Consider the following 14,512-nt stretch of genomic DNA (forward strand, 5'->3'; position numbering starts at 1 on the left):
TAATTAACTGAGGAATTTTCAAACAAGTTTGCCATCTACTGTTGATTTAATTGGCATAAAGCTGAAAAAGTCGGCATTTACGCTTAGTACCGTATGTGCAAAACCTACTAACTATGAAGTAAATATTGAAACCTAATACCCTGCCTATGGCACAGAAACTCACAAAAGAGTCGTGAAAATGCCTTAAAAGATGAATTTAAGCGCCGTGAGTACCACGCATTCACTGGCAAGTCCCATAGCTGAAAGTTAATCATCAAGGGTTGAGATAAAAATCCGCCGTAAATCATTGTCCCAAAGCTGGATAATTTTGCGGGTCTTATCCTTATTCCAAAAACACTTGCCAAACAGGATAAGCCCAGCGCCTTCTAAATCCCGTTTATCTTCGATATTAAAGCGCTTAAACAGTTTAGTTTTGACGGCCTCAATTGGAATGCCGATGTCTTTACTGTCGGCGGGATTGAGCCAAGATAACGTCGGGTCGCTATGGGAGATAGTGCCCCAGTACATATGGGGTTTGTTATCTGTCGGAGCCGCATCGGCAAAATTCACAAACAAATTCTTCGCCCGCCAGCGGTACTTACGTTCATCATCGGTGTAAACCCAAAGATCCGAAGTCGCCAGTTCGGAGCCGCGCAGCAGGCTATGGAGTAACTTTTCTAGCCCTTGGCTCGGAGTACGCTTTGCCGTGATACCTATCTCAGGCTTATCGGCCGCCACTTGATAGCCAGCTTTGGGCTCCTGTACTGACGCTAATTGCTCGGTATCATTTTCAATTTCACTTTTGGCTCCCACCTCTTGATCCTGGAGAGCCTTGATTTTGTGCGCTGAGTTAGAGAGTTTCTTATTACTGGGATTAAGCGAAAAATCGATAACCAAGGCATCGGAGTCGAGCAGTTGTTGCTGCACTTCGAGGGCATCTTGTTCTTCACGGGACTTTTGCGCCGACGGATTAAATTCGATGCAATCGAGCTCATGGTAACGAGAGCCAAAACAGGCGGCCCTACCATCCTTAGATGCTTTACGAAAATAGGCTTTGCCGTAGCAGGCGGGGCAATATAAATGCTGGCGCAAACGCTCAATCTCAGCCTCGGGTAACTGCTGAAACTTGAACACACTGTAGGTGACACCAGCCTGAGCATGAGGATTGAGTCGTAATGGCGACGAAGCGTGCTCTGCCGCAGCCTCGGTTGTGAGTACACAAATCGCATCCAACATCTCTTGCCCCCTAATCCTTATCGTTACGACCTTATCTCAAGTCTTAAGCTGGATGAAAATAGCTCGCGAGTCGTGCGGCTAAACTCGGCGGCAATAAGGGTTTATTACCGACAGTCGTTTTGCCATAAAAACCTTGTAGCTTGTCGATTAACTGCCAAAAACAGAGGTTCGCCGCCAATGCATCGAGGGCGGCGTACTGAATTTGCGCTTGGGATAAAGGCACCTGTTGCCAATTCGAGAGGGTAATTTTTTTAGGTTTATCGATGCGTTTATGCAGTAATGCCGCCACCAATTGCCGCGTACCCATTTCCTTCCCAGCGCCGAGCTGCGCCATCGCCCAATTCAAATCGAGTCTAGGGGAGACCTGAATATCCCAATCCCGTTTCAGTGCTTGGCCATCGCCCCTTAATCCAATCCCCACTTTGAGGATCTGTTCATTTTCGAGCAAAGGTTTGAGCTCGGCGAGCCTCTCACCCAATACCGCCCGCTGAAATAAATAGCAGGTATCTGAGGTCGCCAATTGCACTAAGCTCAAGGGATGTTGAACACCCGGCTCAAAGCTTGCCCGCGTTTCGGTATCAAACCCCAGCACAGACTCACTGCTAAGTTGTTGTAATGCGGTGGCAAGCGTATCGGGCGTGACTAACTCAACCCGCATTTCGCCCTTTATATCCACCAGCGACAGTGGTTCGAGGTTTGCCAGCTCAGCATCGGTTAATCGCGTCGTTAGGGCGAGTTTTTGCTGAAACCATTGGAACTTAAGTTGCGAATCGCCTGCCGATAAGTCCCCCGCTTGTGACTCGGCTAACCCTGCAAGATATTGACTCCCCGCAGCATCCATCGCCGCGATAAGCTCGTCGGCATGTTCGCCTAATTCCTGACGCAGCCAAGCCAACTTATTGGGAGAAAGGCAATAACGCATTAATTGCATACTTCGTCCTTGAGCGTTGAAATAATCGCCGCGAGCACATTCGCACTCGCGCAACTCGGGTTAGCTGATCAGCAATAAAGGAGCAAAAACGCATCAGTTACGCAGCTTTTGGAATCCAGTCATCAGCAGTACCGCCACCGCGCCCGCCGCGATGCCAAAGAGCGCGTTAAGAATGCTTGGCGTCAGTAATCCAAGCACTGGGCCGACAACGGCAATGGTTTCCACAAATTGCTCGGCATGGTGGATTTGCTCGCCGACCCAATGTAATCCATGGGTTAGAATGCCGCCGCCCACCATAAACATGGCGGCAGTACCGATAATGGTTAAGCTCTTCATCAACACGGGCGCCGCGCTCAGTAAGCCAAACCCCAACTTACGATTAAAGCGAGTAAAACTCGACTCGCCCTGACGCTGGCTCAGATACAGACCCGCATCGTCCATTTTGACTATCGCCGCCACCAAACCATAAACGCCTATGGTCATCACAATACCGATAATCGCGAGGGTAAAAAATTGCGTCGTCAGCGACTTATCCGCAACTATGCCTAAAGTGATGGCAATAATTTCTGCCGACAACACAAAGTCGGTACGAATTGCGCCCTTCACTTTTTCCTTCTCATAGGCCGCCAGATCGCTTATCTCGGGTAAGTCAGATTCGGCCTGCTCCGCGTGTTTGTCTTTGCGATGACTATAGCTGTGGTGTAATTTCTCAAAGCCTTCAAAACATAAAAACAAGCCGCCGAACATCAATAAGGGCGTCACAGCCCAAGGAATAAAGGCGCTGATCAACATAGCCGCCGGCACTAAAATCAATTTATTGCGAAACGAACCTAAAGCGACCGCCCAGACCACGGGTAATTCACGGTCGGCACTCACGCCTGTCACTTGCTGGGCGTTTAAGGCCAAATCGTCCCCTAATACCCCGGCGGTTTTCTTGGCCGCGACCTTACTCATCACCGCCACGTCATCCAAAATGGATGCAATATCGTCGAGTAAGGTTAATAAACTCGCCCCTGCCATACATGCTCCCTTAAACAAATAATGCTGTTTTTATCAATTCTGCTTTCGCAATAGTAACTTAGTTAGATTAAGCCCGCCTAGCGAATCGTCAATAGCGAAATGGGCTTTATCTTAGGCACATCACTTATTTTAACGAGTTCGCTTAGTGATTAAATCCTTAAGCACATTAAGCCGAACACGGCATAAGATCACCGCCCAAGATCACAGCTACAGTGCAATAGCACCACACACTTTGATGGAAAAGAGTATACTAAGCCCAGAATTTTTTACTCATTTGCCATTACAGGATGTCAACATGACTCAAGATGAAATGAAAAAAGCCGCTGGCTGGGCTGCTCTCAAATACGTTGAGAAAGACAGTATTGTGGGTGTAGGCACAGGCTCAACCGTCAATCACTTTATCGATGCCCTCGCCACCATGAAGGCTGATATTGAAGGTGCGGTATCAAGCTCAGAAGCCTCAACCCAAAAAATGAAAGCCCTTGGCATCCCAGTTTATGACTTAAACAGCGTCGATAAATTATCTGTGTATGTCGATGGTGCCGATGAAATCAACGGCCATATGGACATGATCAAAGGTGGCGGCGCGGCATTAACCCGCGAGAAAATCGTTGCGGCAGTGGCTGAAAAGTTTGTCTGTATCGTGGATAACACTAAACAAGTGGATATTTTGGGTGAATTCCCTCTGCCCGTTGAAGTGATCCCAATGGCGCGTTCTTACGTGGCCCGTGAACTCGTCAAACTCGGCGGCGACCCAGTGTACCGTGAAGGCGTTGTGACTGATAACGGCAACGTAATCCTCGACGTTTACAACCTTAAGATCATCAATCCTAAGGAATTAGAAGAAAAGATCAACGCCATCGTCGGCGTAGTGACTAACGGTTTGTTCGCGAAACGCGGCGCCGATGTGTTATTGGTTGGCACACCTGAAGGCGTGAAAACCTTTACCGCTTAAGGCAAGGTGAGTCGAAAGACTCCCATGCGAGAAACAAAAATGCCGATGCAACTGCATCGGCATTTTTTATTACTCTAAAACGATGAAGCGATTACCACACTCGAGCCACTAAGCCCTTGAGGTAAAAACCTTCTGGGAAGGCACTACCAATCGGATGATCGCTCGCCTGGCTTAAACGCTCGATAAATTGGATCTCACGCTTAGCATCCAGTGCCGCATCGGCAACGATTTTTTGGAACAGATCCGCAGGCATTAATCCCGAGCAAGAGAAGGTCAACAGCACCCCGCCCGGATTTAATAATTGTAGCGCAATCATATTGATATCTTTATAGCCACGACAGGCGCCATTGAGCTGCGACTTATTGTCGGCAAACTTTGGCGGGTCGAGTACGATCACATCGAAGGTTTTACCCTCATCGCGGTACTGACGTAACAGCTTAAATACATCGGCTTCGTTGTAATGCACATTGTCATCATTTAAACCATTGACTCGCATGTTCAAACGCGCAGTATCGAGGGCAAGTGCCGACACGTCGACGTTTTCAATGCTGGCGGCGCCCGCCTTAGCGGCATACAGGCCAAAGGTGCCCGTGTAGCAAAAACAGTTCAGCACAGATTTGCCCTTCACAAACCGCGCGGCCATGGCACGGTTGTCGCGCTGGTCGAGATAAAAACCAGTCTTATGACCCTTAGTCACATCGACGGCAATCTTGATACCGTTTTCTTCAATAATGACGGGCATTTCAGGCAGCGTGCCATGGAGTAAACCCATGGTAGAGGCTAAGCCTTCTTTCTTACGGGAATCAACGTCTGAGCGCTCGTAAATCGCGCAATCGGGATACAGCTCGGCGAGCACATCGACAATAGTGTCACGCCATACATCGGCGCCCATGCTCAGCAGTTGGCAGACCAACACATTGGCGTATTTATCAATGGTGATACCGGGCAGACCATCGGACTCGGCGGCAATTAAGCGGTAACCAGTTAAGCCTTGCTCACGAATGAGATCGTCGCGTCCCGCTTGGGCACGCAGAATACGGCGCTTAAAAAACTCACGGTCAATTTCTTCTTCGCGATCAAAAGTCCAAATCCGCACTTGGATTTGAGACTCAGGAGACCAGGCACCACGGCCCAACCAATGACCATCATGGGCAACCACATCGACGGTATCGCCCGCTTCGGGCTTACCTTTTACGTTGTGGATCCCGTTGGAAAAGACCCAAGGATGACGACGCTCAAGGGACTTTTCGCGACCGGGTTTAAGTTTGATTCTGACTGCCATAGTACCGCCTTAAAAAAGTACCGCCTTGCTAAATTGAACCGCCACAACAAACTGCGTTAAGTTCGTCAGGCGCCGTCTTCAAAAAATGGAAGCGGATAATATACCTAATATCGTTTGAGCGCGAGCCATCCACAGTAAACAACGCGTGTCCACCGTCAACAACGCGCAATAGTGCCGCGCTAAGTGATGGCGATCATAGCTTAGTTTTCGCCGCAAAACCCACTTACCACAGCCGATTTTTGGCAAACCAGCACGATTTTCGACGAGAGAAACAGGATTTTGCTGAAAGATATTCTCGCCCCTTAAGGTCTTATCCCAGTAACAGGACTTAAGCAAAAGCTGCACAAGCAACTAGGCTTATTCCTGTGTTTATCCATCCGCTTTATATGCTGCCTATTGGTGCTGTCGTTATAAAAGCAAGCTAATCAACAAGATGACTCATGTAGTCAGAATGCAAAGGAAGAGACCATGAATAAGAAAGCCCAAACCGCACTTTCAGGTGCAGCACTTGCTATGGCCATGGCCGGTATGGCAAGCCAAGTAAGTGCAGCAGAACCGCTGACCAGCGCCGACAGTAGCGACCTCGTCCACTGTTATGGCGTGAATACCTGTAAAGGCCATAACGACTGTAAAACCGCAGATAACGCCTGCGCCGGACACGCCAGCTGTAAAGGCAGTGGTTTTGTGGCTATGCCATCCAAGAGTTGTGGCGATGTCGGTGGCAAAGTCGCCGATGATTGGGTGGGCAAAATCGCCAATACCGAGCTAGTGCACTGCTATGGCATCAATACCTGTAAAGGCCATAACGACTGTAAAACTGCTGACAATGCCTGCGCCGGACACGCCAGCTGTAAAGGCAGTGGTTTTGTTGCCACCCCAGCCAAAGCCTGTGGCGACTTAGGCGGTAAAGTCGGCGCCTAAGGCTCATCCGCAAGCTTGGCACAGAGGAAGAAGCGGTCGGAATCTGGACCGCTTCAGCTACTCAGTCATCATGAGGTTGATACATGGATAAACAGCGTCTCACTCACCCCACCCTAGGTTTTGGTTTAGGGCTGCGAACCCAGCACTTCGACCATGTGCTTAGGCATCAGCCCGAAGTCGACTGGTTCGAGATACTCTCGGAAAACTTTATGGTCGCAGGCGGAAAACCCCGCTATTACCTGAGTGAGATTGCCGAGCGTTATCCACTGGTGATGCACGGCGTTTCTTTATCCATCGGCAGCACAGATCCACTGAATATGGATTATCTTAAGGCGCTCAAACAACTCGCGAATGAAGTACAACCCCAATGGATTTCGGATCATATTTGCTGGACCTCCATCCACGGCATCAATAGCCATGACTTATTGCCCCTACCCTACACCGAAGAAACCGTGAGACACGTGGCCGAGCGCATCGGCATAGTGCAGGACTTTTTAGGCCGCCGCATTCTGATGGAAAACGTCTCCAGCTATTTGTCCTACCAAGGCTCCACCATGAATGAGTGGCAATTTGTTAACGCAGTAGCCGAGGAGGCCGATTGCCTATTGCTGTTAGACATCAACAACATCTATGTCAGCGCCCGTAACCATCAGTTCCCCCCCGAGGATTATCTGCTGCAAATCGCGCCTAACCGGGTGCAACAATTTCACTTAGCGGGTCACTCGGATTACGGCGACTATGTTATCGACACCCATGATCACGACGTTTGCCCCAGTGTCTGGGAGCTGTATCGGCAGGCATTAACCCGCTTTGGTGGTGTCAGCACTATGATTGAGCGCGATGCCAATATCCCCGAATTTAATGCATTGGAAGCCGAGTTGGCGATTGCCCGTAACATCGCCCGCACCACGTTAGGCGAGTCACATCCTCTGGTTTACAGACCGCGGCAGGAGATGGTGGTATGAGTCAACTTCGCGAGATCCAACAGCAATTTATAGATTATCTGCTGGCAAGCGCCGCCCAAACGCCGATACCAGAAACCATAGAAAAATCCTTTAGTGACAAAGTTGCCGAGCAAGGCGGCGTAGGCCGTGATATCCGCATGCAGATTTACGCCAATGCCTATCGCATTCGCTTAACCGAAGTCCTCGATACCGACCATGAAATACTCGGCCAGTATTTGGGCGATGACTTATTCGCGCGCATGGCCAATGGCTATATCGCCCACCAGCCCTCACGTTTTACTTCGTTACGCCAATTTGCCGATGCCCTGCCCGACTACTTAGCCAGCGACGCTTTTTTTAGCCAGTATCCGATTATCAGCGATATTGCGAGATTCGAGCGCAGACTACTCAACACCTTCGATGCCAAAGATGAACAGCGCGCAAGCTTTGCGGCGCTGCAATCCTTACCCGCCGACGCTTGGCCCTATTGCCAACTGCGTTTTCACCCAAGCGTGCAGCTTTTTGAATGTGCCAGCAATGCGGTCGAAATCTGGCAAGCCTTAAAGCATCAACAAGTCCCGCCCACGCCCGATTATCAAGGTAAACGCGCTTGGTTACTTTGGCGCGGTGAAAGCCGTTTAACGGAATTTATCTCCCTCGCAGAATACCAATTAGCCTTGATTCAAGGATTTATTCACGGCGCCAATATTGCCGAGCAATGCGAATTGATGCTGAACTTTTTTGCGCCAGAAGAGGCCATGCAGCAGCTGTTGCAAGCGCTGCAAGCTTGGTTTCAGTTAGGCTTGATATTGAGTGTTCAGCCGAACGATTAAATCATCAGTCTCTATACACAAGCAGCGGCTCGAACCGCTAACGCCGCAGTGCCAACTCCACCATCACGGGCGCATGGTCGGTACTATAGGCATCTCGCTCATATTCGGGCCTGACTAAATGTCTATCACAGGTCTGATAATCCACCACCTGCGCCAAACTGCGGCTATCGCTGGCATCAAACTCATTGGAGAGCAACACATAATCCAGCACTGATCCTTTAGGGCCATAGTAATGGGTGGGCGCCCTATGCTCACGGTAATGGACGGCGTTATCGGCTACATTGGCTTCGATAAATAGCTCATAGGCATCTTGTAATCGATAGTGGGCAAACACTTGCGCTAACATCGCATCGGATAAATGCCCAAGCCCAGCAGCTTTTATATCGTTACTGTGCAGCGCTTCGCCTTGGAGGGTTAACGCATCCAGCGCGCCTAAGGACAAACTATCGTTAAAATCCCCCATCAGGATCATCGGATATTTGGCACTCTGCCTTCTGGCGAGTATGGCATGGAACAGCAATGCCGCCTCGGCGCCCCGCTGCATGGTCGACGCCCAGCGCCCGAGGGCCTGTTCGGTTAATAGCTTAGTCTCGGTGTGTAACTTAAGATCCAACGGGGCATTTAACGACAAGCCCAAAGGATGCGGCTCTAAAGCCAATCCCGGCCGCTTAGATTTAAAATGCACCACATAGCAATCACAGGGGCCAATCTGCGGCACAGCCACCGTCGCCCGTAACACTTTACGACTAAAGCTAAATTCGCTCGACAGCCCCATCGCCGCCACTAAGTGCGCCTCTGGTTCGATAGCGTGTACCTCTAAGATAGGGAAGCGAGACGCCAACGCCACCACAGGGCTTTGGTAGATATAGTCACTGACCAAGGTCGCACTATCGACCACCGCAAAGTGAGTGAGTCCCTGCTGAAACGCAAGCTGGCGTAACGGTTCAGGGCTAAACACCTCCTGAAACCCAACAATATCCGGATGGTGTTGATTCAATAACTCGCTAAACCACTGGCACTTTTTCTGCCATTGGCCGTGGCTATAGATATTCTCAAAATCATAAAAGGCTGAGGGCGGCTCGATAAAGTTAAATAGATTCACGGTCACAATTTTAATATTCGATTGCGTCGCCTCGGTCGAACTCGACAATTCTGGGGAATGCTGCGCCACGGTATTATTCCTCTTTAGCCAAATCATGCTATCAACAGCGCCTATAACGGATTTACGCATCAAAATGGCCTATTTCCCCAATGACTTAGGCAAGAGATGCCATCTTAAGGCGTGATACCCAAGGTTATACCTAAATCGATTTGATCATCAATCACAGCACATTCATTGCCACCAGCGACCTAGGCAAGAAAGCCCATAAAACCAACAAGCAACCCACTCACTGAGAACACTTAACCACCAAGGCGCAACAAGATTAAAACCAACCAACTCAATTCACTCAAGAATAAAAACCAAATTCAAACATAAACATAGTGAATTGGCACTCAGGTTTGACTTTGCGTTTTCGCGGTTTAGAATCTAGCCACTTTTATCATTGCGGAGACCCACTGTGGGCACACACATAAGTGACAGTAGATGCCCTGTCCAAGTGACAGGATTAAACACCTAGCACTAGCCCGCAATGTTTTTGCTGCTACCTGCTAGGCAGGGTAGTAGCGTGACGCTTCCTCACTCCACTCCCATATATTCAATTTAAGCCTTTCCCCATGGCCAATCAGCTTATGCTTGCGCTCGGCTATTGGTTTTATCCGGCCTTTGGCTGGAGGGAAAGTGCTGACCATTGAATACATCTTCACCCATGTTTTGCCCCAGTAGGCCTCCCTTACTTTGGGAGTTTACCTATGGCTTATATCAAGCATACATCCACCTTAGCCCGGCAACCTTTGGCCCTCTTTGGGCTATGCCTTAGCGTCACGGCGAACGCTTCTTTACTGGACGTTGATGATCCTGGCATCGCCGAGCGCTGCGAGCTGCAACTCGGCTGGCAACAACCTAGATCGGATCACTCTGCCTCAGCACTCAAAACGGCGGCGACCTGCAACCAAGGACAATGGGAATGGCACTTAGGGTTTGAACATCAACATCTAAGCTTTGAACATCAACATCTAAGCGTTGAAGAACAAGCAGACAGCAGCAATAACCAACAGCAAACCGAGTTGGGCATTAAGTTGCCTTTGCCTATCGACACTGGCCCTTGGCAGAGCGCGCTGGCCATTAATCTGCAACACCATCATCAAGATCCTCACCCCATAGCCACAGAAGTGCTCAGCATTATGGGATATCAGATGGCGGAGCGGGATTTACGCCTCTATAGCAATTTGGGCTTTTATCAACACGCGGCTCAGTCGCCACAACTGATCGCAGGCATCGCCATTGCCTTAGCGCAGAGCGAAGATCAGCAATGGATCGGCGAAATTTATCGCAAAGCACCCGAGGCACACGCCTACCGTCTTGCCTATCAATGGTTACTCAAAAGACAGTTGCAACTCGAGTTCAGCCTAGGCAATGACCTTAAGGGAAACGCCCAGCAATTCGGTGCTGATATCACTTTTTTCTTTGGCTAATAGCTCGTTGGGAGAATGACCTATGAACATGAACAACAACCAAAAAAACACTAAGCAAATCATCTTAGCCCTGCAAATCATCCTAGAACAACGCGACAGCGAGAGCATGGTCGCCTTGGCCAAAGAGCGCCATCCCGCGGACATTGCCACCGCGCTCAGCACCTTTAGTCAGTCGCAGCAATTAGTGTTTTTGCAACTGGCACCGGCAAAAGTTGCCGCCGATTTACTGCGCTATTTAAGCGATGAGCAGCAAGCCGCATTAGTGCAACAGCTTGATAAAGCGACACTATCGTCGCTATTACTGACGATGGCGGCGGATGAGCGCGCCGATCTCTACAATCTGCTTGAACCCGAGCAGCAAAAACTCTTCTTGCCAGTGTTAGCGCAGGCTAAACGGGAAGATCTGCGTACCTTAGCCGCCTACGATAAAACCAAGGTCGGTGCGGCGATGACATCGGATTACACCTTACTCAATAGTCGACATACCGCCGCCCAGGCGATTGATATGCTTCGCACGGAAACCGCCGACAAAGAAACCATATATCAAGCCTATGTGGTTGATATGTTGGGACGCTTAATTGGTACAGTCTCGCTACGGCAATTACTGCTGGCTCAGCCAGAAGAACGGGTGGTCGATTTTATGAAGCCCAACCCTATTGCCTTGGATGCCAACGCCCAATGCCAAGAAGCGGTGCAGATGATCGCCCATTACGATCTGCTGGCCCTGCCCATCATCAATGGTAAGGGGCAATTGGTCGGGATTGTGACCTATGACGATGCGATGGATATTGCCAGCTCACAGGCCGATCTCGAGTTCACCAAAACCGCGGCCATCGGCAATATCGAACACAATTTAAAGACCGCAAGCATAGGGCTACTCTACCGTAAGCGCGTGGTCTGGTTGGTGATTTTGGTCTTTGGCAATATCTTCTCCGGGGCGGGCATCGCCTTTTTCGAAGATACGATTTCGAGCTATGTGTCTTTAGTGTTCTTTCTGCCCTTACTTATCGACAGCGGCGGTAATGCTGGCTCGCAATCCGCTACCTTAATGGTGCGGGGATTAGCCACGGGCGAAGTGATACTCAAGGATTGGCTCACACTGCTAGCGCGCGAGTTAGGGGTTGCGGGATTACTCGGTGCCAGCATGGCACTGGCGGTCTCCTTGCTCGGTTTCTGGCGCGGCGGCCCTGAAATTGCCCTCGTCGTCGCACTGACCATGCAAATTGTGGTGATCATTGGCAGCCTGATTGGTATGTCACTGCCCTTTTTACTCAGCAAGTTAAAAATGGATCCAGCTTCAGCCAGCGCGCCACTTATCACCTCAATAGCCGATATCATTGGTGTGCTGGTTTACTTTAGTATTGCCACTCTGATACTCGACTTACCAACGGCATAGGTCGATTGTCATCTAACAAATCGTCACAGCGTTTGCAGTCAAATGACGCTGTGACGCACAGATTGGTGTCATAGCTTAAAACCACCATGGGAAGGCAAAGGCATTTATCGCTCTGTCTTCCCCTCTGGTTGAGGTCCGTTATTTGCGCCAGTTCATAAATTTGTTGTTTATTAAGAAAATGATAAGAATAAAATGCTGGGGTAGATTACGCTTTTACTAGCCGCATTTTGATTTAACACCTGCCTCACAGGAATCGCCCATTAATCGGCGAACAAGCTGCTGCCATAACAATATCGACAAAGGTTTAGAGGTTTTTTATGTGGTTTCATTCCAAACTCAAAGCAGAAAACGAAGCGCTTAAACAGCGGCTGATGGATCAACAACACAGACACGAATTGGAAATTGAAGAGTTAAAAAACATGGCCAGAGAAAACGAGGCCATGCAGCAACAGTCCCGTCAGCATATTGATCTGTATAGCGAAGTCATCGCCTGCCAAAACCAAGGCGGCGAGATGCTAAATGCAGTGAGAGAAGGCCTAGCCAGCAGCGCTGAATTACTCACAGAAGAACAGGCTGCGCTGTCTGAATTAGATAAAATATTTGATCAAACACGGGTAGCTATTGCCAATTTAGGTAGCCGCGCGACTGACATCAACGAGCAAGCCACCAACAGTATGGATGCCGTAACCGAGCTGAATAACACTACCTCATCAATTAATCAGTTTGTCTCCGCCATTCAAGGCATTTCAGAGCAAACCAACTTACTCGCCCTCAATGCCGCCATCGAAGCGGCTCGTGCGGGAGAAGCTGGCCGAGGCTTTGCTGTTGTCGCCGACGAGGTAAGACAACTCGCCAGTAAGGCCCACGAGGCAAGTAGCCAAATTGAAAAACTGGTAAAACAGATTGTGGCACAGGCGTCGAATATCAAAGAAATTGTGCACAACAATCAAAACAGCGCCCTCGATGTCGCCTCTTCTTCGACTCAAATCGGCCAAGTGGTTGAAGATGTACTCCAACGCTCCCACAAAATGCAGCAGGTGATCCACAATGCGGCGACCGCTTCTTTTTTAAATACCACTAAACTCGACCACGCAGTATGGAAGAGCCATGTGTATCAATTAATTGAGAAGAATCAACATAACCACAGTGTGAACTCCCATACAGAGTGCCGTTTGGGGCAATGGTATTTCAAAGGATTTGGCGCGGAAAATTATCAGCATTTAAGCAACTTTAAAGCTCTCGACGCTCCCCATAAAGCAGTGCACGATGCGGGTAAAGCGGCGCTGGCAGCAAAACAGAAAGGCAACTTAGCAGACATGGTAAAGCAGTTACATGCTATGGAAGACTCGAGTATGCGGGTTGTGGCTTGCCTCGATAATCTACTGCGAGATGTGTATCGCCAGTAACTCGCGACTGTCAGCAGATATGAGCGCCCTTGGGCGCTCTTTTTATTGCTAAGTCTCTTTTCCCTTCCCGCTCCTGCACTCGTAGCAGGGGAAATTCACTATCTATGTGCCGCTGACTAGAAGCCATCGCGCCATCACAACCTACAAATACCCTAGAGCCGCCTTGATAGCCTAGGGCTTATCAACTTTACTTCATTGAGAGCATGCAGTGAGACTTGCCGATAACCGTTTCATTTTTAGGGTGATTAATGAAGTTTGTCACACACTTACTACTTGCAGTGTGCCTGTGTATTCTTCCGTACCGAGCGCTTGCCGCCCTCAGTATTTATACCGAAGAATGGGCTCCCATTAGCTTTTCCGTCGACGGCAAACCCGATGGTTTAGCGGTACAAGTGGTGCAAGAAATTCAAAAGCGCGTGAATAATCAGGATCCCATCAAGGTCGTTCCCTGGGCTCGCGGCTGGAAGATTATGACGGAGCAACCTAATACAGTGCTGTTTGCCATGACCAGAACGCCAGCACGGGAACAACTGTTCAGCATGATTGGCCCTATCGCCACGGGGACCATCAACTTCTACGCCTTAAAAGATAGCCAACTCAAGATCAGCTCGATTGATGATGCCAAGCAGGCTAAAGCCGTGGGTGTATATCGCTCTTCCGTGGAAGATCAATTATTAATGGAGCATCAGTTTACCAATATTGCCCCTTCTACCACGCCGTTACTGAGCGCGAAGCAACTGATGAAAAAGCGTATCGATTTATGGTGCAATACTAATCTCACCGCACCGAGTATTCTCGCCGAAGCTGGCGCAAGTATGGATGACGTAAAATCCCTCTACACGATCAGCGAAAATCATCTGTACATTTCATTTTCGAAGGGAACCCCCAACAAAGAAATAGAACAATGGAAAGAGGCGCTTATCGACATCAAGGCCGATGGCACCTTTGCACAAATTTATCACCGCTGACTGCCCAATGATGCGCCGCCAATGGAAACCGAGCGCGTTGGACAATAAATCTTTAGTACAAGGTATT

Annotated in this window: 13 protein-coding genes; 8 read left to right on the top strand and 5 right to left on the bottom strand. The window is 49.4% G+C overall.

What is annotated here, in order from left to right:
• Positions 1-246: 246 nt before the first annotated feature.
• From M0415_RS08940 to M0415_RS08950, 3 genes are all read right to left on the bottom strand, one after another.
• Complete coding sequence (locus tag M0415_RS08940) at positions 247-1,215, bottom strand: hypothetical protein (protein ID WP_249554268.1); 969 nt, start codon at positions 1,213-1,215, stop codon at positions 247-249.
• 43 nt (positions 1,216-1,258) lie between these two features.
• Entirely contained in the window at positions 1,259-2,146 is an 888-nt protein-coding gene (locus M0415_RS08945) for a 3'-5' exonuclease (RefSeq protein WP_249554266.1), read from the bottom strand.
• Positions 2,147-2,239: 93 nt separating this feature from the next.
• On the bottom strand, positions 2,240-3,166 hold the full coding sequence (locus tag M0415_RS08950) for a DUF808 domain-containing protein (RefSeq protein ID WP_126512578.1): 927 nt from the start codon (positions 3,164-3,166) through the stop codon (positions 2,240-2,242).
• A gap of 295 nt (positions 3,167-3,461) precedes the next feature.
• Here M0415_RS08950 and rpiA point away from each other — a divergent pair, with 295 nt between their 5' ends.
• Positions 3,462-4,121 (top strand): ribose-5-phosphate isomerase RpiA, encoded by a 660-nt coding sequence (rpiA, locus tag M0415_RS08955; protein WP_011621766.1) that lies wholly within the window; start codon positions 3,462-3,464, stop codon positions 4,119-4,121.
• A gap of 91 nt (positions 4,122-4,212) precedes the next feature.
• Here rpiA and M0415_RS08960 read toward each other — a convergent pair whose 3' ends face one another.
• The gene (locus M0415_RS08960; protein ID WP_126512576.1) at positions 4,213-5,403 is read right to left on the bottom strand and encodes a class I SAM-dependent rRNA methyltransferase; all 1,191 of its coding nucleotides are present in this window, start codon (positions 5,401-5,403) and stop codon (positions 4,213-4,215) included.
• 468 nt (positions 5,404-5,871) lie between these two features.
• Between M0415_RS08960 and bufA2 the strand changes: the two genes are divergently transcribed.
• The 3 genes from bufA2 (at position 5,872) to M0415_RS08975 (ending at position 8,101) form a co-directional block, all read left to right on the top strand.
• Entirely contained in the window at positions 5,872-6,324 is a 453-nt protein-coding gene (bufA2, locus tag M0415_RS08965) for a BufA2 family periplasmic bufferin-type metallophore (RefSeq protein ID WP_249554264.1), read from the top strand.
• An 83-nt stretch (positions 6,325-6,407) separates the two neighbouring features.
• Complete coding sequence (gene bufB, locus M0415_RS08970) at positions 6,408-7,289, top strand: MNIO family bufferin maturase (RefSeq protein ID WP_249554262.1); 882 nt, start codon at positions 6,408-6,410, stop codon at positions 7,287-7,289.
• Positions 7,286-8,101, top strand: coding sequence for an HvfC/BufC N-terminal domain-containing protein (locus tag M0415_RS08975; RefSeq protein ID WP_249554260.1), 816 nt, complete (start codon positions 7,286-7,288; stop codon positions 8,099-8,101). The genes bufB and M0415_RS08975 overlap by 4 nt, the downstream gene beginning before the upstream one ends.
• Before the next feature lie 37 nt (positions 8,102-8,138).
• Here the strand turns inward: M0415_RS08975 and M0415_RS08980 are convergent, their stop codons facing one another.
• Complete coding sequence (locus tag M0415_RS08980; protein ID WP_249556579.1) at positions 8,139-9,272, bottom strand: endonuclease/exonuclease/phosphatase family protein; 1,134 nt, start codon at positions 9,270-9,272, stop codon at positions 8,139-8,141.
• A gap of 680 nt (positions 9,273-9,952) precedes the next feature.
• Here M0415_RS08980 and M0415_RS08985 point away from each other — a divergent pair.
• From M0415_RS08985 to M0415_RS09000, 4 genes are all read left to right on the top strand, one after another.
• Positions 9,953-10,675, top strand: a complete 723-nt coding sequence (locus tag M0415_RS08985; RefSeq protein ID WP_249554258.1) for a hypothetical protein — start codon at positions 9,953-9,955, stop codon at positions 10,673-10,675.
• A gap of 22 nt (positions 10,676-10,697) precedes the next feature.
• A complete protein-coding gene (gene mgtE, locus M0415_RS08990) occupies positions 10,698-12,071 on the top strand; it encodes a magnesium transporter (RefSeq protein ID WP_249554256.1) in 1,374 nt (457 codons plus the stop codon).
• 317 nt (positions 12,072-12,388) lie between these two features.
• A complete protein-coding gene (locus M0415_RS08995; protein ID WP_011621760.1) occupies positions 12,389-13,477 on the top strand; it encodes a methyl-accepting chemotaxis protein in 1,089 nt (362 codons plus the stop codon).
• 248 nt (positions 13,478-13,725) lie between these two features.
• Positions 13,726-14,445, top strand: a complete 720-nt coding sequence (locus M0415_RS09000) for a substrate-binding periplasmic protein (RefSeq protein WP_249554246.1) — start codon at positions 13,726-13,728, stop codon at positions 14,443-14,445.
• The last annotated feature ends 67 nt before the right edge of the window (positions 14,446-14,512 follow it).

The organism is Shewanella sp. 10B (assembly GCF_023475885.1).
Taxonomy (GTDB): Bacteria; Pseudomonadota; Gammaproteobacteria; order Enterobacterales; family Shewanellaceae; genus Shewanella; species Shewanella mangrovisoli.

Coding starts and splice junctions, on each gene's coding strand:
- bufA2 (WP_249554264.1), top strand. CDS start 5,872: ATGAATAAGAAAGCCCAAACCGCACTTTCAGGTGCAGCACTTGCTATG.
- M0415_RS08985 (WP_249554258.1), top strand. CDS start 9,953: ATGGCTTATATCAAGCATACATCCACCTTAGCCCGGCAACCTTTGGCC.
- M0415_RS08940 (WP_249554268.1), bottom strand. CDS start 1,215: ATGTTGGATGCGATTTGTGTACTCACAACCGAGGCTGCGGCAGAGCAC.
- bufB (WP_249554262.1), top strand. CDS start 6,408: ATGGATAAACAGCGTCTCACTCACCCCACCCTAGGTTTTGGTTTAGGG.
- M0415_RS09000 (WP_249554246.1), top strand. CDS start 13,726: ATGAAGTTTGTCACACACTTACTACTTGCAGTGTGCCTGTGTATTCTT.
- M0415_RS08995 (WP_011621760.1), top strand. CDS start 12,389: ATGTGGTTTCATTCCAAACTCAAAGCAGAAAACGAAGCGCTTAAACAG.
- M0415_RS08960 (WP_126512576.1), bottom strand. CDS start 5,403: ATGGCAGTCAGAATCAAACTTAAACCCGGTCGCGAAAAGTCCCTTGAG.
- rpiA (WP_011621766.1), top strand. CDS start 3,462: ATGACTCAAGATGAAATGAAAAAAGCCGCTGGCTGGGCTGCTCTCAAA.
- M0415_RS08945 (WP_249554266.1), bottom strand. CDS start 2,146: ATGCAATTAATGCGTTATTGCCTTTCTCCCAATAAGTTGGCTTGGCTG.
- M0415_RS08950 (WP_126512578.1), bottom strand. CDS start 3,166: ATGGCAGGGGCGAGTTTATTAACCTTACTCGACGATATTGCATCCATT.
- M0415_RS08975 (WP_249554260.1), top strand. CDS start 7,286: ATGAGTCAACTTCGCGAGATCCAACAGCAATTTATAGATTATCTGCTG.
- mgtE (WP_249554256.1), top strand. CDS start 10,698: ATGAACATGAACAACAACCAAAAAAACACTAAGCAAATCATCTTAGCC.